We start from the raw sequence: 18,260 nt of genomic DNA, 5'->3' as shown, positions 1-18,260 counted from the left end.
ACACCGGCCCGCACCCGCACCCCGACGACCCGCACGCCGCCCCTAGAACACCCCCACCACCACACCCAGCAGCACCAGCGAGCAGAGGACCTCCACCGCTCCCACCACGCCCACCTTCAGGCCCCGGCCGGGCAGCAGGGACGCGCGCAGCAGGTAGAGCGTGAAGGGGGCCGCCAGCCAGGGGTTCAGCAGGGACGCGGCCACCAGCGCCGCGGCGTGGTAGGCCACCGAACCGCGGCGGTACGCGGCCGAGTTGCGCTCCCTGATCATCGTCTTCACGTACGGCACCGTCCCGCCGAAGTACAGCAGGCAGGCCAGCGCCGGGGCCACCCCCGCACCCCACGAGCCGCCCCCGAGCCGGAGCGCGACCAGCAGCATGCCGCACGCCGGGATCACCGCCGCCACCCCGTTCAGCAGGGACCGTTCCCGATTGGCGTACGCGTAAAGGGAGTTGACGGCGACGAAAGGGGCCGCGCAGGCCGCCGCCAGGAGCAGCCAGGGGTGCGATACGGAGAGGGCGAGGCCGACCGCCGCCCCGGCCGAGCCGAAGACCAGCGCCGGGCGGACATGGCGGCGCGGCGCCTTCGGGTTGCGCGAGATCCGGGTCAGCCGCAGCCACTGCTGGGCGTGGTACACCGCCAGGTAGCCGAGGAGCCAGGCCGCGAGCAGGGGCAGGTGCACCCAGCGCGGATGGCCCAGAAACGTGCCGGCGAGAAACGGGACGGCGAGCATCGCCCACGCCCCGTGCTGGTTCGGCAGCCACCGGCTCCGGCTCACGCGCTCACCCCGTTCGCCCCGTTCGCCATCCTCACGGCGGGCCACCTTTCCCTTCGCCCAAAATGCCCAAAAGTACTGGAGGCCCCGCGCATCCGGCGCCGCAATCAGTTTCCCAGGCCGTCCCCGGGACATTTGCGGAATTAGGTCACCGCCCACTGGGACCAAAGTCCCCGGATTCCAAGAAACGGCGGGCGTAGGCTCATTGGTGGCCGTCCGGAGGCGTCCGCATTTCCCGACAACCCGTCCGGAAAGGCTCGCCACATTCTTTTTCCGGGCCGGAGGAGTTTCCGTTGCAACAGAAGCCGCAACAGAAGGAACCGCGCGACCGCGGCGTTGCCGACGCACTCGTGCGGGCCGGCAGCTTCTTCACCCGCGCCGAGGTCTCCGACGACCTGCGCACCGTGCACCGCACCGGCGGCCGCGAGGCCGAGTCCTTCTACCGGGACCGGTGGAGCCACGACAAGGTCGTGTACTCGACGCACGGCGTGAACTGCACCGGTTCCTGCCGCTGGAAGGTGTACGTCAAGGACGGCATCATCACCTGGGAGACCCAGGCCACCGACTACCCCTCCGTCGGCCCCGACCGCCCCGAGTACGAGCCGCGCGGCTGCCCCCGCGGCGCCTCCTTCTCCTGGTACAGCTACTCCCCCACCCGCGTCCGGTACCCGCACGTACGGGGCGCGCTCCTCACGATGTACCGCGAGGCCAGGGCCCGCCTGGGCGACCCGGTGCTGGCCTGGGCCGACATCCAGGGCGATCCCGAGCGGCGCCGCCGGTACCAGAAGGCACGCGGCAAGGGCGGCCTGGTGCGGGCGAGTTGGGAGGAGGCCGTCGAGATCGTCGCGGCCGCCCACGTCCACACCATCAAGGAGCACGGCCCCGACCGGGTCGCCGGCTTCTCCCCCATCCCCGCGATGTCGATGGCCTCGCACGCGGCCGGCGCCCGCTTCCACTCCCTCATCGGCGCGCCGATGCTCTCCTTCTACGACTGGTACGCGGACCTGCCCGTCGCCTCCCCGCAGGTCTTCGGCGACCAGACGGACGTGCCGGAGTCGGGCGACTGGTGGGACGCGGCCTATCTGATGATGTGGGGCTCCAACGTCCCCGTCACGCGCACCCCCGACGCCCACTGGATGACCGAGGCGCGCTACCGCGGCCAGAAGGTCGTCACCGTTTCCCCGGATTTCGCGGACAACACCAAGTTCGCCGACGAGTGGATGCATCCGCACCCCGGAACGGACGGTGCGCTCGCCCTCGCCATGGGCCATGTCATTCTCAAGGAATTCTTCGTCGAGCGGGATACCCCGTTCTTCACGGATTACGTGCGGAAGTACACCGACCTTCCCTTCCTGGTATCCCTGAAGGAGACCGAGGAAGGGCTGGTGCCGCACAAGTTCGTGACCGCCGCCGATCTCGGCGAGGACTCCGAGAACGCACAGTGGAAGACCGTGCTCATCGACGACACCACGGGCCGACCCGTCGTCCCGAGCGGCACGTTGGGCCACCGCTGGGGCTCGACGCCCGAGTGGAACCTGGACCTCGGCGACACCGTGCCCCGGCTCACCCTGCTGGGTGAGGGCGAGACCGCCGAGGTCGTGCTGCCCCGCTTCGAGGAGACCGCCGAGAACGCCGAGGGCGTCGTACGCCGCGGTGTCCCGGTCCGGCGCATCGGCGGCCGCGCCGTCACCACCGTGTACGACCTGATGCTGGCCCAGTACGGGGTCGGCCGCGAGGGCCTGCCCGGCGCGTGGCCCGCCTCGTACGAGGACGCGGACGCCCCGGGCACGCCCGGCTGGCAGGAGACCCTCACCTCCGTCCCGGCGGCCCAAGTTACGCGTGTGGCACGGGAGTTCGCGGACACCGCGGAGAAGTCCGAGGGCCGCTGCATGATCCTGATGGGCGCCGGCACCAACCACTGGTTCCACTCCGAGACCATCTACCGGGCCTTCCTCGCGCTGCTCACCCTCACCGGCTGCCAGGGCCGCAACGGCGGCGGCTGGGGCCACTACGTCGGACAGGAGAAGTGCCGTCCGGTCACCGGCTGGGCCACGCTCGCGAGCGCCTCCGACTGGGCCCGGCCGCCCCGGCACATGATCGGCGCGGGCTGGTTCTATCTGCACACCGACCAGTGGCGCTACGACACCCTGCCCGCCGAGGCGCTGGCCTCGCCGCTCGGTGACGGCCGCTTCGAGGGCATGACCGGCGCCGACTGCCTGGCCGCCTCGGCCCGCATGGGCTGGATGCCGTCGTACCCGACCTTCGACCGCAACCCCCTGGAACTCGGCGAGGCCGAGGACCCCGTCCAGCACGTGGTGGACGAACTCAAGGCGGGGCGGCTCGGGTTCGCCGGCGAGGACCCGGACGCGCCGCACAACTGGCCGCGGGTCCTGAACGTATGGCGGGCCAATCTGCTCGGCTCGTCCTCCAAGGGCAACGAGTACTTCCTCAAGCACCTGCTCGGCACCCACTCCAACCTGCCGGACGACGGCCCCCGTTGTGCCCCGCGCGATGTCACCTGGCACCAGGAGGACGTCGAGGGCAAGCTCGACCTGCTGCTCGCCATGGACTTCCGGATGACGTCCACGACGCTGCTCAGCGATGTCGTGCTGCCGGCCGCCACCTGGTACGAGAAGCACGACCTGTCCTCGACCGACATGCATCCGTTCCTGCACGCCTTCACCCCGGCCGTGGACCCGCCGTGGCAGGCCCGCTCGGACTACGACGCCTTCCACGCGATAGCCGACCGCTTCGGCGAGCTGGCCAGGGAGCACCTCGGGGTGCGCAGGGACGTCGTCGCCACCGCCCTCCAGCACGACACCCCGGGCGGCGAGATGGCCCAGCCCGGCGGAGTGGCGCTCGACTGGTCGAAGGGCGAGTGCGAGCCGGTGCCGGGGCGCACGATGTACAACCTGACCGTCGTCGAGCGGGACTACGGCGCGGTCGGCGAGAAGTTCGCCGCGCTCGGCCCGCTCGTCGACAAGCTCGGCGTCACCACCAAGGCGATCACCTTCGACGTGGCCGAGGAGATCACGTATCTGGGTGAGAAGAACGGCCTGGTGCGCAAGGGAGTCGCCGAGGGGCGGCCGCGCCTGGACACCGCCCAGCACGCCTGCGAGGCGATCCTGTCGCTGTCCGGCACCTCCAACGGGCGCCTGGCTACCCAGGGGTTCGAGACCCTGGAGAAGAAGACCGGGCAGCACATGGCCCATCTGGCCGCCGAGGCCGAGGGCAAGCGCATCACGTTCGCGGACACGCAGGCGCGGCCGGTCCCGGTGATCACCTCGCCGGAGTGGTCGGGCAGCGAGTCCGGCGGCCGGCGCTACACCGCGTTCACCGTCAACACCGAGCACCTCAAGCCCTGGCACACCCTCACGGGCCGCCAGCACTTCTTCCTGGACCACGACTGGATCCACGAGGTCGGCGAGGCGCTGCCCGTCTACAAGCCGCCGCTGGACATGCACCGCCTGTACGGGGAGCCCGAGTTGGGCTCCACCGACGGCAAGCAGGTCGCCGTCCGCTATCTCACCCCGCACAACAAGTGGGCCATCCACAGCCAGTACCAGGACAACCTCTACATGATGACGCTCGGCCGGGGCGGCCAGACGGTCTGGATGTCCCCGCAGGACGCCGACGCGATCGGCGTGCGCGACAACGACTGGATCGAGGCGGTCAACCGCAACGGCGTGGTCACCGCCCGCGCGATCGTCTCGCACAAGATGCCCGCCGGCACCGTCTACATGAACCACGCCCAGGAGCGCACGGTCGGCGTGCCGAAGACGGAGAAGACCGGCAGGCGCGGCGGCATCCACAACTCGCTGACCCGGATCATGCTCAAGCCCACCCATCTCGTGGGCGGCTACGCCCAGTTGACATGGGCGTTCAACTACCTCGGCCCGACCGGCAACCAGCGCGACGAGGTCACCGTCATCCGCCGCCGCGACCAGAACGTGGAGTACTGATCTCATGCCCCGTCGCGAAGCGACCATCGGACGCGTCATGGCCCAGATCGCGATGGTCATGAACCTCGACAAGTGCATCGGCTGCCACACCTGCTCGGTCACCTGCAAGCAGGCGTGGACCAACCGGCAGGGCACCGAGTACGTCTGGTTCAACAACGTCGAGACCCTCCCCGGCCAGGGCTACCCGCGCCGCTGGGAGGACCAGGAGAAGTGGAAGGGCGGCTGGGAGCGCACCCGCTCCGGCAAGCTGCGCCTGCGCGCGGGCGGCCGGCTCAAGCGCCTGGGCCAGGTCTTCGCCAACCCCGAACTCCCCGGGATCGACGACTACTACCAGCCCTGGACGTACGAGTACAAGAACCTGATCGACGCCCCGGCGGGCAACGACCTGCCCGTCGCACGGCCCGTGTCCAGCCTGACCGGTGAGCCCGTCGACAAGATCGAGTGGGGCCCGAACTGGGACGACAACCTGGGCGGCGCGCCCGAGAACGCCCCGCTCGACCCGATCGTCGAGAAGATCCGCGACGAGGTCGGCGAGAAGATCCGCTTCGAGTTCGAGCAGAGCTTCATGTTCTACCTGCCGCGGATCTGCGAGCACTGCCTCAACCCCGCGTGCGTGTCCTCGTGCCCGTCGGGCGCGATGTACAAGCGCGAGGAGGACGGCATCGTCCTGGTCGACCAGGACCAGTGCCGCGGCTGGCGGATGTGCGTGACGGGCTGCCCCTACAAGAAGGTCTACTTCAACCACGCCACCGGCAAGGCCGAGAAGTGCACCTTCTGCTTCCCGCGCCTCGAAGTGGGCCTGCCGACGGTCTGCTCGGAGACCTGTGTCGGGCGGATGCGCTATCTCGGCGTGATGCTGTACGACGCCGACAAGGTGGCCGAGGCGGCCGCGGTCGAGGACGAACACGACCTGTATCCGAGCCAGTTGGAGTGCTTCCTCGACCCGAACGACCCGGCGGTCGTCGCCGCGGCCAAGGCGTCGGGCATCACCCACGAGTGGATCGAGGCGGCCCGCCGCTCCCCCGTGTACGACCTGATCGCCACCTACCAGGTCGCCCTGCCGCTGCATCCGGAGTACCGCACGATGCCGATGGTCTGGTACGTGCCGCCGCTGTCGCCGGTCGTCGAGGCGGTCGCCGCGAGCGGCCACGACGGCGAGGACGCCGGGAACCTGTTCGGCGCGATCGACGCCATGCGGATCCCGGTGGAGTATCTGGCCGAACTCCTGACCGCGGGCGACACCTACCCCGTGGAGGCGGTGCTGCGCCGGATGGCCGCGATGCGCGCCTATATGCGGCGGGTCAACCTCGGCGAGGAGCGCGAGGAGTCCATCGCGAGCGCCGTGGGCCTGACCGGCGCCGAGATGGAGGACTTGTTCCGGCTGCTCGCGATCGCCAAGTACGAGGACCGCTACGTGGTGCCGAGCGCGGCCCGCGCCGACGCCGAGGCCCTAGCCGACTCCCATCCACTCGACGAGACGTGCCCGGTCGGCGACGCAGGCCGAGCCGAACCGGGTGGCGAAGTCGCCCCGGGACGCGTCCTGTTGAACCTCTCCCCCACCCGGAGGAGCGCATGATCCCCGAGAGTTCGGCCGTCCTGCGGCTGGTCGCGGCCCGCTGCCTGCGTTACCCGGACGACGTCTTCTACGCCCAACTCCCTTTGCTGCGCGAGGCGTTGCGGCAGAGCCCCGGGGCCGCCGCCGAGCGGCTCCAGGCCTTCGTGGACATCGCGGCGGCCACCGAGCCGCTCGACCTGGCCGCGCACTACACCTCCACCTTCGACACCCGTAACCGGCGCTGTCTGTATCTGACGTGGTGGACCGACGGCGACACCCGCCGCCGGGGCCTCTCGATGGTCCGCATGAAGCGGATCTACCGGGACCACGGCCTGGAGTTCAGTCACGAGGAACTGCCCGACTTCCTGCCCGCCGCCCTCGAATTCGCCGGGCGCCACGAGGAGTCCGGCACCCGGCTGCTCCAGGAGCACCGCGCGGGCCTCGAACTGCTGCGGCTCGCCCTGACCGAGACCGGCACCCCCTACGCCGACGTCCTCGAAGCGGTCTGCGCGACGCTGCCGGGCGCCTCGCCCAGGACGAAGGCCGAGGCGAAGGCGCTGGCCAAGGCCGGCCCGCCGCAGGAGACCGTGGGCCTTGAGCCGTTCGGACCCGGCGTCGAACTCCCCTGGCCCGGCTTCCCCGAGAGGAAGGCATCCTGATGGATCTGCTCCTGTGGGGCGTACTGCCCTATGTGTCGGTCGCCCTGCTGATCGCGGGCACCTTCTGGCGGGCCCGCTACGACCGCTTCGGCTGGACCACCCACTCCAGCCAGGTCCACGAGTCACGGCTGCTGCGGATCGGCTCGCCGCTGTTCCACTTCGGGATGCTCTTCGTGGTGCTCGGCCATGTGGTCGGCCTGGTGATCCCGCAGAGCTGGACGGACGCGGTCGGCGTCAGCGACCACACCTACCACCTGCTCGCCGTGTCGACGGGCGCGGTCGCGGGCGTCGCGGCGGCGGCCGGCATCGGCATCCTGGTCTTCCGCCGCTTCAAGGTCCCCGCGGTGCGCCGGGCGACCCTGCGCAGCGACCACCTGATGTACACGTTCCTGCTCGGCGCGATGGTGCTCGGCCTCACCGCCACCATCCTCAACTCGACCGGAGCGACCGGGGATTACAACTACCGCGAGGGCATCTCGATCTGGTTCCGCTCGCTGTTCACCTTCCAGCCGGACTACCACCTGATGGGCGCGGCCCCGCTCGCCTTCCAGCTGCACATCCTGTTCGGCTTCACGCTGTTCGCGCTGATCCCGTACTCGCGCCTGGTGCACATGTTCAGCGCGCCGGTGCAGTACCTGTTCCGCCCCTACGTCGTCTACCGGCGCCGCGACCCGAAGCTGACGGCCGGCCGCGCGGACCGGCGCGGCTGGGAGAAGGTGCGATGAGCGGGCGCACCCTCGTCCGCAAGCCCCGGCACGCGGTGACGGAGCGGCCCTTCATCGTCATCTGGGAGGCCACCCGGGCCTGTCCGCTCGCCTGTCTGCACTGCCGCGCCGAGGCGCAGCCGGACCGCGACCCGGGCGAGCTGGACGGGGTGGACGCCCGGCGGCTGATGGACCAGATCGCCGCGTTCGGGAAGCCGAGCCCGCTGTTCGTCATCACCGGCGGCGACCCGTTCCAGCGCGCCGACCTCAACGACCTGGTGGCGTACGGGACTTCGCTCGGCCTTCGGGTCGCGGTCTCGCCGTCCGGCACCCCCACCCTGTCCCGCGCGAACCTGACGGCGGTACGCGACGCGGGCGCGGTGGCGCTCTCCCTCTCGCTCGACGGGTCGACGGCCGAGCGGCACGACGCCTTCCGGGGCGTCGACGGCGTCTTCGACTGGACCCTGGACGGCTGGCGCACGGCCCGCGAGCTCGGCCTCAAGGTGCAGATCAACACCACGGTCACCCGCGCCGCCCTGTCCGACCTCGCGGACATCGCGGCGCTCGTGCGGCGCGAGGGAGCGATGCTGTGGTCCGGGTTCATCCTGGTGCCCACCGGGCGCGGCGCGAGCCTCGACGCCCTGACCCCGGACGAGATCGAGGACGTACTGCACTTCCTGTACGACTGCGGCTCGATGATCGCCACGAAGACGACCGAGGGCCACCACTTCCGCCGCGTCGCCCTCCAGCGCGCGATCCTGGCCCGGCACGGCGAACATCCGGAGCTCGGCCCGCTGCACCGTGAACTCACGCGCAGGGCAAGGGAGTTGGGCTTCTTCGAGGGCGAGGGGCGGCCGGTGCGGCGGCCCCCGATGGACGTCTCGTCGGGCCGGGGCTTCGTCTTCGTCTCGCACACCGGCGAGGTCCACCCCAGCGGCTTCCTGCCCGTCTCCGCGGGCAATGTGAAACACCATCCGCTGGCCGACATCTACCGCGGCTCCGCCCTGTTCGCCACGCTCCGCGACCCCGCGCTGCTGCGCGGCAAGTGCGGGCGCTGCGAGTTCAACACCGTCTGCGGCGGCTCGCGTTCCCGCGCGTACGGACTGACCGGCGATGTGCTCGCCGCCGACCCGTGGTGCGCGTACGAGCCCGGCAGCTTCCCCCATCGAGACGACCTGCGAGAGCTGGCCCCATGACATCGAAGCGATCGGTCATCATCGTCGGCGGCGGCATCAGCGGCCTCGCCGCCGCCTGGCAGCTGCGCGGCCGGGCCGAGGTCACCGTCCTGGAGAGCGGGCCGCGGGTCGGCGGCAAGCTCCGCACCGGCACGCTGGCCGGGGTCGCCGTCGACGAGGGCGCCGAGTCGGTGATGGCGCTGCGGCCCGAGGCGGTCGACCTCGCCGAGGCGGTCGGTCTCGGCCGGGCCCTGGCCGACCCCGCGCCCGCCCCGGTGACCGTATGGACGCGGGGCGCGCTGCGCCCGATGCCGCCCGGTCATGTGCTCGGCATCCCGTCCGACCCGGCGGCCCTCGCCGGTACCGGACTCCTGTCGGAGGAGGGTCTCGCCCGGCTGCACCAGGAGCCGTCCCGGCCGGCCGTCCCCGTCACCGAGGACGTCGCGATCTCCGCCTACCTCGCCGAGCGGATCGGCCGGGAGGCGGTGGACCGCCTGGTGGAGCCGCTGCTCGGCGGGGTGTACGCGGGCAGCACCGACGCCCTGTCCCTGCGCTCGGCGATGCCGGGCATCGCGGGCATCGCCGAGCGCGGCGGGCCGCTGCTCCCGGCGCTGCACGGCCGCCCGCGTCCCACGGGTTCCTTCGTGCGCGGCATCGAGGGCGGCACCGGCCGGCTGCCGCTCGCCGTCGCCCGGGCCAGCGGGGCCCGCGTCCTGACCGGGACGACCGTACGGGCGCTGGAGCGCACCCCGTCCGGCACCTGGCGGGTCCAGGCGGCCACCGCCGACGGCCCGCTGCTGCTCGCGGCGGACGCGGTGATCCTCGCGGTGCCCGCTTTCGCGGCGGCGGCCCTGCTGCGCCCGCACGCGCCCGTCGCGCACACGGACCTGGCCGCGGTCCCGTACGCGAGCACGGCCGTGGTGACGATGGCGTTCGCGCGCGACCGGGCCGCGCTCGGCGGGCTTCCGTCCGGCAACGGCTTCCTCGTACCGCCCGTGGACGGGCACACCGTGAAGGCGGCCACCTTCCTGTCCAACAAGTGGCGCTGGCAGGCGGACGCGGCCCCGCACCTCTTCCTGCTGCGCGCCTCGATCGGCCGGGCCGGCGAGGAGCACCTCCTCGACCGCCCCGACCGTCACCTCGTGCGCACCGCCCTGAACGATCTGCACCACGCGGCGGGCCCGATCGGCGAGCCGCTCGCGGCCCGGGTCAGCCGCTGGGACCGGGGCCTGCCCCAGTACACGGTGGGCCACGCCGCCCGGCTGGCCCGCATCCGCGAGGACATCGCCCGGCTGCCCGGCCTTGAGGTGTGCGGCGCGGCGTACGACGGCGTCGGCATCGCGGCCTGTGTGGCGACGGGGTTCGCGGCGGCGGACCGGGTGGCCCGGGCGACCCCGGTGGGCGTGCCCGGCTGAGGGGGGCGCGCCACCCTGATGGGCCGCCCCGCTCGCGCGCCCCCCGGTGCGGCGCCGCAGGATGGGGGGATGGAACACCACCGTGCCCCGCGAGGGCGGAACCGGGCCGCCGCGATCAGCGCCGCCGCCGTACTGCTCGCCGCCGTCGGCTGTTCCGGCGGGGCGAAGGACGACGGCGGGCTCACCTCCGGCACCGCCGACGTGTCCAAGCTCGCCGCCCAGAAGCTGAACTGGAAGGCGTGCGCGGCACCCACCGCGGCGGAGGGCACGGGCTCGGCGCCCTCGCCGCCGCCGGGCGGCGGCGAGTGGAAGTGCGCCACCATGAAGGCGCCGCTCGACTACGCCGACCCCAAGGCCGGCACGATCGACATCGCCCTCATCCGCGCCGAGGCCACCGACAAGAGCCACCGCATCGGCTCGCTGATCTTCAACTTCGGCGGCCCCGGCGGCTCCGGCGTCACCACGCTGCCCGCCGCCGCGAGCGACTACGGCGCCCTGCGCGCCCGCTACGACCTGGTCAGCTTCGACCCGCGCGGGGTCGGCGCCAGCGCGCCCGTCCAGTGCGAGAACGACTCCCAGCTCGACACCTACTTCGCGCAGGACGCCACCCCCGACGACCCCGCCAAGGAGAAGGCGTACGTCGCCGGACTCAAGTCGTTCGCCGGCGCCTGCCAGGACAACTCCGGCAAGGTCCTCCCGCACGTCGGCACGACCAGCGCCGCCCGCGACATGGACCTGCTGCGCCAGGTCGTCGGCGACCAGAAGCTGTACTACATGGGGATCAGTTACGGCACCGAGCTCGGCGGGGTCTACGCCCACCTGTTCCCGAAGAACGTCGGGCGGGCCGTGTTCGACGCGGTCGTCGACCCCACCAGCGATGTGGAGCAGGGCGCGATCGGCCAGGCCAAGGGCTTCCAGCTCGCCCTCGACAACTTCGCGCAGGACTGCGTGAACCGGGGCGACAAGTGCCTGCTGCGCGGCGCGAACGTCAAGGAGGTCGAGGACGTCATCGTCAAGCTGCTCGCCCAGCTCAACACCAAGCCGATCCCGGCGGGCAACAGCGGGCGGCAGCTCGGCCAGACCCAGGCGACGAACGGCATCGCACAGGCGCTGTACTCCAAGGAGTACTGGCAGCTCCTTGAGCAGGGCGTCGACGAGGCCGAGGGCGGCAACGGCGCACTGCTGCTCGCGCTGTCGGACGCGATGAACGGGCGGAGCAAGGACGGCACGTACAGCAACATCCAGGCGGCCAACGCGGCCATCAACTGCGCCGATTTCAAGCAGCGTTACACGCTGGAGCAGACGAAGGCCAAGCTCCCCGAGTTCCACCGGGCCTCGCCGGTCTTCGGCGACTTCATGGGCTGGGGCCTGATGGGCTGCTCCGCCTGGCCGGTCGCCGGGCAGTGGACCACGCCCGACGTGAGCGCGCCGGGCGCGGCCCCGATCGTGGTCGTCGGCAACACGGGCGACCCCGCCACGCCGTACCAGGGTGCCAAGAACATGGTGGACAAGCTCGGCCCCGGCGTCGGCGTGGAGCTGACGTACAAGGGGCAGGGGCACGGGGCGTACAACAGCGGCGACAAGTGTGTGCAGAGTGCGGTGAACTCTTATCTCTTGGACGGAAAGGTGCCCTCTGCCGGGGCGGTGTGCCAGTAGACGGGTTTCTTGCTCCTCGGCTGCGGGCCGGTGGGGGCGTTCGCGCAGTTCCCCGCGCCCCTAGCAGGGTTGACGCCGCAGCACGGCCGAAGGGGCGGCCCCGCACGCATGGTGCGGGGCCGCCCCTTCGGCCATGTCTTTTGGGGGCGCGGGGAACTGCGCGCACGCCCCACGACGGCCCGCAGTCGAAAACCACGCCTCAGTAGATCGGCTTCTCCGGTTCGATCTGGTTGACCCAGCCGATCACGCCGCCGCCCACATGGACCGCGTCGGAGAAGCCCGCGGACTTGAGGACCGCGAGGACCTCCGCCGAGCGGACGCCCGTCTTGCAGTGCAGGACGATGCGCTTGTCCTGCGGGAGCGACTCCAGGGCCGTGCCCATCAGGAACTCGTTCTTCGGGATCAGCTTCGCGCCCGGGATCGAGACGATCTCGTACTCGTTCGGCTCGCGGACGTCGATGATCTCGATCTTCTCGTCCGCGTCGATCCACTCCTTGAGCTGCTTGGGAGTGATCGTCGAGCCCATGGCCGCTTCCTGGGCCTCCTCGGACACGACGCCGCAGAAGGCCTCGTAGTCGATGAGCTCGGTGACGGTCGGGTTCTCGCCGCAGACCGCGCAGTTGGGGTCCTTGCGGACCTTCACCTGGCGGTACTGCATCTCCAGGGCGTCGTAGATCATCAGGCGGCCGACCAGCGGCTCGCCGATGCCCGCGAGGAGCTTGATGGCCTCGTTGACCTGGATGGAACCGATGGACGCGCACAGCACGCCGAGCACGCCGCCCTCGGCGCAGCTCGGGACCATGCCCGGCGGGGGCGGCTCCGGGTAGAGGCAGCGGTAGCAGGGGCCGTGCTCGGACCAGAACACCGAGGCCTGGCCGTCGAAGCGGTAGATCGAACCCCATACGTACGGCTTGTTGAGGAGCACGCACGCGTCGTTCACGAGGTAGCGCGTCGCGAAGTTGTCCGTGCCGTCGACGATCAGGTCGTACTGGCTGAAGATCTCCATCACGTTCTCGGCTTCGAGCCGCTCTTCGTGGAGGATCACGTTCACGTACGGGTTGATGCCCTTGACCGTGTCCCGCGCGGACTCGGCCTTGGAGCGGCCGATGTCGGCCTGGCTGTGGATGATCTGCCGCTGGAGGTTCGACTCGTCGACCTCGTCGAACTCCACGATGCCGAGCGTGCCGACACCGGCTGCGGCCAGGTACATCAGGGCCGGGGAGCCGAGCCCGCCGGCGCCCACGGCGAGCACCTTCGCGTTCTTCAGCCGCTTCTGCCCGTCCATCCCGACGTCGGGGATGATCAGGTGGCGCGAATACCTGCGGACCTCGTCTACGGTGAGCTCAGCTGCTGGCTCGACCAGGGGTGGCAGCGACACGGAAACTCCGTCGGTCGGTAAGTCAGTACGGTTGTTCTCTCCGTAACACTGCCACGCTCCCCCTCATTCCGAGATAGCGGGTCCGATCCGCGAGACGATTTCGTCCCAGTAGCCGGGCAGCGCCTCGAATGGGTTGATCTGTCCGTTTCGACGGCGGGGGCGGTCGGCGCGGTCCGTGAAGTAGATCGTGCCCGCGCCCTGCCAGCGGGCGATCCGCAGCGCCTCCTCCAGATGCGTCCGGGGCACCCCGTGCACCAGGTGGCAGAAGCGCTCCGGCGGGTAGTCCGCGGTCCACTCGGCCACCTGGGACCAGCGGTACTCGTGCCAGGGTCCGCTGAAGGTGACCAGCTGGTCGGCGACCTCCGCATAGCCCGGGTACGGATGCGTTCCGTGGCCGAGGACCAGGTGGGCGCCCTCGCGCAGGGCCCGGAGGGTGTCGATGGTGCGCCGCATTTCGGGAAGTGCGTCTCGCTCTGTGGGACAGCGGTCGAGGAGGAAGCCGTCGACCCGGTACCAGTCGAGGTAGCGGTGCGCCTCGGAGATCCGCTCGCCGAACGGCCGGCTGCCGTGCGCCGTGTCGAGATGGCCGAGCACCCGGATCCCCGCGTTGCGGAGCCTGCCGACCGCTTCCAGGCAGTGCGGGTCGGGCCGGCTGCCCGGGCCCCCCGGGCTGCCGCCGGACACATTGAGCACGGCCCAGTGCAACGGCGTTCCGGGACGCGTGAGTTCGGCCCATTCCACCGGGGCGACCAGTGGGTGGGCGTAGCCGGGGACGCCCAGGCCGAGCCGGGTGGAGCCGGTCGCCGCGCGCCGGCTCTGGAGGCGGGTCAGATTCGGCATGCCGCCTCCATCCAGATGTCGGCGAGGGACTCCTCCAGGTTGATCCGGGGCCGCCAGCCGAGCCGGTCGCGGGCGGTGCGCACGTCCGCCTGCTGCCAGCTGCCGCAGCCGTCGGGGTACGGGGAGGGAGTGGCGAGGTGTTCGAGGGCGGCGCCCTCGCCGGAGCGCGGCGAGCCGATGAGGCCGGGCCGCATGACGGGCGGGCCGTCGAGTTCGTGCAGCGCGCCCGCGTAACCGGCGACCCTGGCCAGTACGGCGGCCGCGTCGCGGAGCTTCACCGAGCGTCCGGTGCCGATGTTCACCACGCCCTGCGCGGCCGAGAGCGATGCCGCGTGCACGGCCCGCGCCACATCGCGGACGTCCACGAAGTCCCGCTGGACTCCGAGCCCCCCGAGCTTCAGCTCGCCGTCGCCGGACTGCATGGCCCGCCGCATCGCCTCGGCCAGCCGGCCGAGGGGTGAGCCCGCGGGGGTGCCGGGGCCGACGGGCGAGAAGACCCGCAGCACGATCGCGTCGAGCCCCGAGCCGAGGACGAGTTCGGTCGCGGCGAGCTTGGAGACGCCGTACGGGCCACCGGGGCGCGGCACCGCGTCCTCGGCGGTGGAGGAGCCGGGCTGCGAGGGCCCGTACTCCGACGCGCAGCCGATCTGCACCAGACGGGCGCCGCAGCCGCTGCGCCGCAGCGCCTCGCAGACGGTGGCGACGGCGACGGTGTTGTGCCGGGTCAGTTCGCGGGCGCCGCCCCGGGTGGCTCCGGCGCAGTTGACGACGACTCCGGGGTGCACGGCGTCCAGGAAGCGGGTCAGGGCTCCCGGGCTGCCGGTGGCGAGGTCGAACCGTACGTCGGCGTCGTCGCCGCGCCCGAGCGCGGTGAGCTGGACGGCGGGGTCGGCGAGCAGGCGGTCGGCGACGAACCGGCCGAGGTATCCGTTGGCTCCGAGCAGCAGCACCCTCATCGCACGGTCCTTCCGTGCGGGCGGCGGGAGGCCGGGGGCAGGGCGGTCATGTGTCGTTCTCCTTCAATTGCCGTCTCGGCAGGCCCTGTTGGCGGGCGGGCGAGGTCGGCGCTTCGGTGGGGTGGGCGCGTCGTTCATCGGGCGCCTCACTGGTCACAGTGGGCCGAGGCGCGGGCCAGTACGGCGGCGGCTCGGGCGAGCAGGGCGAGAGCGGCGGCGCCGCACACCACGGCGGGCACGGCCCCGGGACCCCAGGCCGCCACGACGGCGTCCACGGGACGGCCGAGGAGGGCGAGTCCGGGCAGCCGGCCGGCGAACACGGAGGCCAGTGCGAGGAGTTCGGCTCCGGCCGCGGCGGCCAGCACCTTGGTGGCGGCGGCGGAGAATCCGTGCGCGGCGAGCAGCCGGGCGAGCCAGAGCAGCAGACCGAGCGCGACGCAGGACGCCAACTGCACCGATCCATACACGAGTTGAGCCGTGGCCAGGCATACGGTCAGGCCGCCGAGGAACAGCACCGCGGTCGCGAGGAGCAGGGGCCGCGAGCGTCCCGAGAACTCGGCGAGCCCGCGGCTGGAGGCCAGCTTCCCGCGCGCCTGTACGGAGAAGAGGTGCGCGCACCACAGCGCGGGGGCCACGGCGAAGGCGAGGCCGGTGGCCGCCGCCGGGTCGAGCGCCCAGAGTCCGTCGGGGCCGCCGCGCAGGGCGTCGCCGAGCAGCCCGTCACCGCCGACCGCGTACGCCAGCAGCCAGCCGGCGCAGACACGGCCGAGGGGCCGGGCGCCCCGGCCCGCGCGCAGGGGCCCGCGCCGCAGGGTCAGGGTGAGGGCCACCGCGAAGGCCACGGCGCCGAGCGCGCCCACCGTCGGGCGGATACCGCCGGAGGTGAGCCGCACGCCCGTGACGGCCAGGGCGCTGACGACACCGGGCAGCAGCGCCCACCGGGCCCACCCGGTGGACGGCCGGGTCAACTCCCGTACAGCGGAGGGAGTTTGCGTGTCCCGGGGCACCCGGGCGTAGAGCTCTTCGGCGAGCGAGAACACGTCGCGGTGGCGGAAGCGCGCGGCGGTACGGTCGGTGACACCGTGCGCCTCAAGGCCGGCCGCGATCTCCAGGGGGTCGACGGCGCGTTCGCACAGTTCGCGGTGGCGGTGCATGAGCGCCTTGACCGGGTCGGCGGGTCCGCGCCGGGCGGTGGCGGTGGGCAGATCGGTCATGCGCCGGCACCTTCCTCCGCGATGTCGAGGCGCTCACGCGGCTCGGCGCGCTCGCTCGGGTCGGCGCGGTCGCGCGGGTCGGGGCGGTCGCGCGGGTCGAGGCGGTCGCGCAGGAGAACGGCGAGCGGACGACCGGCCGCCCAGCTCGGCGCGCGTAGGGCCGCGCCCGCCGGGATCCGGGCGGCGGTCGGGGCGGCCCAGCGTCCGGGCACATGGGCCTCGGCGGGGTGGGCGAAGGGCCGGGGCGCCTGCGCCCGGTCGGCGCTCTCGCGGTGGACCGGGTTGTGCGACATGAGCTCCAGGTAAATGCCGCGAAATGCCGCGATGTTCTGCTCGACGGTGAACAGTTCGAGCGCACGGGCGCGGCCGGCAGCACCCAGGCGCGCGCGCCGCTCGGGGTCGCGCAGCAGGCTCACACAGGCATCGGCGAGGGCGCGCGGATTGCGCGGCGGCACCACCAGGCCCGTGCCGCCGATGACTTCGACGACCGCGCCGGTGTCGGTGGAGACGGTGGCCCGGCCGCAGAACATGGCCTCGACGAGGCTGAGCGGGAAGCCCTCGACGACGCTGGACAGGACCACGACGCTGCCGGCGGCGTACGCGCCGGCCAGGTCGGGAGCCTCGGGGCCGCCGAGTTCCTCGAAGGAGACGGGGTTCTCGCCGACGGCGTGGGCACCGGCCGCCTCGTCCGGGAAGAGCTGGGCGGCGAGCGACCGGCAGTGCGCGAGATAGCCGGCGGCCCCGGCGCCCTCGGTGGGGACGCAGACGAGGCGCAGCCTGGCCGCGGGTTCGGCCCGGCGGACCTCGGCGAAGGCGTGCAGCAGCGCGACGAGGTCCTTGGCGGGTTCGATTCGGCCGACCCACACCAGGGTGTTCGGTTCGCCGCCGTAGGCGCCTTCGCCCACGGCGTGGAAGCGGTCGGCGGACATGCCCGGGTAGACCGTGCGCAGTTTGGCGCGGTCCGCGCCACAGCGCTCCTGCCAACGGCGGGCGTGGGTGTTGCCGGGGGTGACGAGTTCGGCCCGCGCGTACACCTCGGCGGCCAGGCGGCGCTGGAAACCGGCCTGCAACGCCCTGACGGGGGCGGACAGTTGACGGCTCGCGAGGTACTGGGCGCGCAGCTGGACGCCGTATTCGGTGACGAGCAGCGGGACCCCGCAGAAGCGTTTGGCCAGAAGGCCGGGCAGGGCCGCGCTGCCGCCGGACGTGGCGTGGCTGAGGTCGGCCGCGCCGAGCGCGTCGTCGCCGTACCAGTCGAGGGAGAGCGGGCGCAGGGCGCGCTCAAGGAGGCCGGCGAAGGCCAGGTGGTCGGGCACCCGGGCGGCCCGGACGGCCCGGTTCGCGCCGGGCGCGCGGCAGGCGGCCTCCAGGATGCGGACGGCCGTCTCGGAGCGCAGCTCGACGTCGAGGGCGCCGTGTTCCCGGGCGAGGGCCGCGAGCCCGTAGAGCCCCTCGGCGAAGCCGTCCGCATCGTGTGGACCCGCGGTTTCCTCCGCGCACAGGGCGGTGGCGAGACGCCCGAAGTGGGCGGCGAATTCCCGGCGTTCACGCCGCCCGTGGCCGCGTCGCGCGGTGCGCCCGCGTCCGACGGGGCGGTGGTCGGGCGCGGTCCAGAGCGGGGCGGTGTTGACCCGGCGGACCTGGGGCGGCAGCTCGACCAGGCCCCGCTCCTCCTGCTCCCGGCTGCGGCTCAGCGCGAATATGTCGAACTCGTGCCGCGCGAGCCCGCGCACGAGCCGGTCGCACCACAGTCTCGACTCGCCGGTCGTGTACGGATAACCGCCATCCGTGAGCAGTCCGATCCGCATGTGCGCACCCCCGATCTCCCTTGTGGGCGGCCCCCGTCGGCACCGGGGACTCGCAGCGGGACGAACGTAAGCGGAGATACCGATGGCGCGACGGACGGTTGTCCATCGCGCCACCGGAAGGGGTGAATGCACGTAACTTTCCCGACCCGGGTGCGTTCGGTCGC

General features: G+C 72.2%; 13 protein-coding genes. 7 read left to right on the top strand and 6 right to left on the bottom strand.

Features of this window, described 5'->3' with window-relative positions; translation table 11 throughout:
- Positions 1-42: 42 nt before the first annotated feature.
- Complete coding sequence (locus CG740_RS11650) at positions 43-777, bottom strand: YwiC-like family protein (RefSeq protein WP_234376198.1); 735 nt, start codon at positions 775-777, stop codon at positions 43-45.
- Positions 778-1,067: 290 nt separating this feature from the next.
- On the opposite strand from CG740_RS11650, the gene CG740_RS11645 reads away from it, so the two are divergent.
- The 7 genes from CG740_RS11645 to CG740_RS11615 all read left to right on the top strand — a co-directional run bounded on the left by CG740_RS11645 (position 1,068) and on the right by CG740_RS11615 (position 11,900).
- Complete coding sequence (locus CG740_RS11645) at positions 1,068-4,736, top strand: nitrate reductase subunit alpha (RefSeq protein ID WP_100574971.1); 3,669 nt, start codon at positions 1,068-1,070, stop codon at positions 4,734-4,736.
- Between the two features lie 4 nt (positions 4,737-4,740).
- Positions 4,741-6,312: a nitrate reductase subunit beta gene (narH, locus tag CG740_RS11640; RefSeq protein WP_100574970.1), complete on the top strand. Its 1,572-nt coding sequence runs from the start codon at positions 4,741-4,743 to the stop codon at positions 6,310-6,312.
- Positions 6,309-6,950: a nitrate reductase molybdenum cofactor assembly chaperone gene (gene narJ, locus CG740_RS11635; RefSeq protein WP_100574969.1), complete on the top strand. Its 642-nt coding sequence runs from the start codon at positions 6,309-6,311 to the stop codon at positions 6,948-6,950. The genes narH and narJ overlap by 4 nt, the downstream gene beginning before the upstream one ends.
- Positions 6,950-7,675, top strand: coding sequence for a respiratory nitrate reductase subunit gamma (narI, locus tag CG740_RS11630; RefSeq protein WP_100574968.1), 726 nt, complete (start codon positions 6,950-6,952; stop codon positions 7,673-7,675). The genes narJ and narI overlap by 1 nt, the downstream gene beginning before the upstream one ends.
- Complete coding sequence (locus tag CG740_RS11625; protein ID WP_100574967.1) at positions 7,672-8,850, top strand: TIGR04053 family radical SAM/SPASM domain-containing protein; 1,179 nt, start codon at positions 7,672-7,674, stop codon at positions 8,848-8,850. The genes narI and CG740_RS11625 overlap by 4 nt, the downstream gene beginning before the upstream one ends.
- The gene (gene hemG / locus CG740_RS11620) at positions 8,847-10,244 is read left to right on the top strand and encodes a protoporphyrinogen oxidase (RefSeq protein ID WP_100574966.1); all 1,398 of its coding nucleotides are present in this window, start codon (positions 8,847-8,849) and stop codon (positions 10,242-10,244) included. The genes CG740_RS11625 and hemG overlap by 4 nt, the downstream gene beginning before the upstream one ends.
- Positions 10,245-10,313: 69 nt before the next feature.
- A complete protein-coding gene (locus CG740_RS11615; RefSeq protein WP_234376197.1) occupies positions 10,314-11,900 on the top strand; it encodes an alpha/beta hydrolase in 1,587 nt (528 codons plus the stop codon).
- 199 nt (positions 11,901-12,099) lie between these two features.
- Here the strand turns inward: CG740_RS11615 and moeZ are convergent, their stop codons facing one another.
- The 5 genes from moeZ to CG740_RS11590 all read right to left on the bottom strand — a co-directional run bounded on the left by moeZ (position 12,100) and on the right by CG740_RS11590 (position 18,096).
- Complete coding sequence (gene moeZ, locus CG740_RS11610) at positions 12,100-13,278, bottom strand: adenylyltransferase/sulfurtransferase MoeZ (protein ID WP_100574964.1); 1,179 nt, start codon at positions 13,276-13,278, stop codon at positions 12,100-12,102.
- 63 nt (positions 13,279-13,341) lie between these two features.
- Entirely contained in the window at positions 13,342-14,118 is a 777-nt protein-coding gene (locus CG740_RS11605) for a spherulation-specific family 4 protein (RefSeq protein ID WP_100574963.1), read from the bottom strand.
- Positions 14,106-15,074, bottom strand: coding sequence for an NAD-dependent epimerase/dehydratase family protein (locus CG740_RS11600; RefSeq protein ID WP_100574962.1), 969 nt, complete (start codon positions 15,072-15,074; stop codon positions 14,106-14,108). The genes CG740_RS11605 and CG740_RS11600 overlap by 13 nt, the downstream gene beginning before the upstream one ends.
- 146 nt (positions 15,075-15,220) lie before the next feature.
- The gene (locus CG740_RS11595) at positions 15,221-16,288 is read right to left on the bottom strand and encodes a hypothetical protein (protein ID WP_234376196.1); all 1,068 of its coding nucleotides are present in this window, start codon (positions 16,286-16,288) and stop codon (positions 15,221-15,223) included.
- Positions 16,285-18,096, bottom strand: coding sequence for a DUF3492 domain-containing protein (locus CG740_RS11590; RefSeq protein WP_100574961.1), 1,812 nt, complete (start codon positions 18,094-18,096; stop codon positions 16,285-16,287). Before CG740_RS11590 ends, CG740_RS11595 begins: the two co-directional genes overlap by 4 nt.
- Positions 18,097-18,260 lie beyond the last annotated feature (164 nt).

The sequence above is a fragment of the Streptomyces sp. CB01201 genome (genome assembly GCF_002803085.1).
Lineage (GTDB): Bacteria > Actinomycetota > Actinomycetes > Streptomycetales > Streptomycetaceae > Streptomyces > Streptomyces hundungensis.
This window is presented reverse-complemented; position numbering and strand designations above follow the sequence as displayed.

Coding starts and splice junctions, on each gene's coding strand:
- hemG (WP_100574966.1), top strand. CDS start 8,847: ATGACATCGAAGCGATCGGTCATCATCGTCGGCGGCGGCATCAGCGGC.
- narJ (WP_100574969.1), top strand. CDS start 6,309: ATGATCCCCGAGAGTTCGGCCGTCCTGCGGCTGGTCGCGGCCCGCTGC.
- CG740_RS11625 (WP_100574967.1), top strand. CDS start 7,672: ATGAGCGGGCGCACCCTCGTCCGCAAGCCCCGGCACGCGGTGACGGAG.
- CG740_RS11605 (WP_100574963.1), bottom strand. CDS start 14,118: ATGCCGAATCTGACCCGCCTCCAGAGCCGGCGCGCGGCGACCGGCTCC.
- CG740_RS11595 (WP_234376196.1), bottom strand. CDS start 16,288: ATGACCGATCTGCCCACCGCCACCGCCCGGCGCGGACCCGCCGACCCG.
- CG740_RS11600 (WP_100574962.1), bottom strand. CDS start 15,074: ATGAGGGTGCTGCTGCTCGGAGCCAACGGATACCTCGGCCGGTTCGTC.
- narH (WP_100574970.1), top strand. CDS start 4,741: ATGCCCCGTCGCGAAGCGACCATCGGACGCGTCATGGCCCAGATCGCG.
- CG740_RS11615 (WP_234376197.1), top strand. CDS start 10,314: ATGGAACACCACCGTGCCCCGCGAGGGCGGAACCGGGCCGCCGCGATC.
- CG740_RS11590 (WP_100574961.1), bottom strand. CDS start 18,096: ATGCGGATCGGACTGCTCACGGATGGCGGTTATCCGTACACGACCGGC.
- narI (WP_100574968.1), top strand. CDS start 6,950: ATGGATCTGCTCCTGTGGGGCGTACTGCCCTATGTGTCGGTCGCCCTG.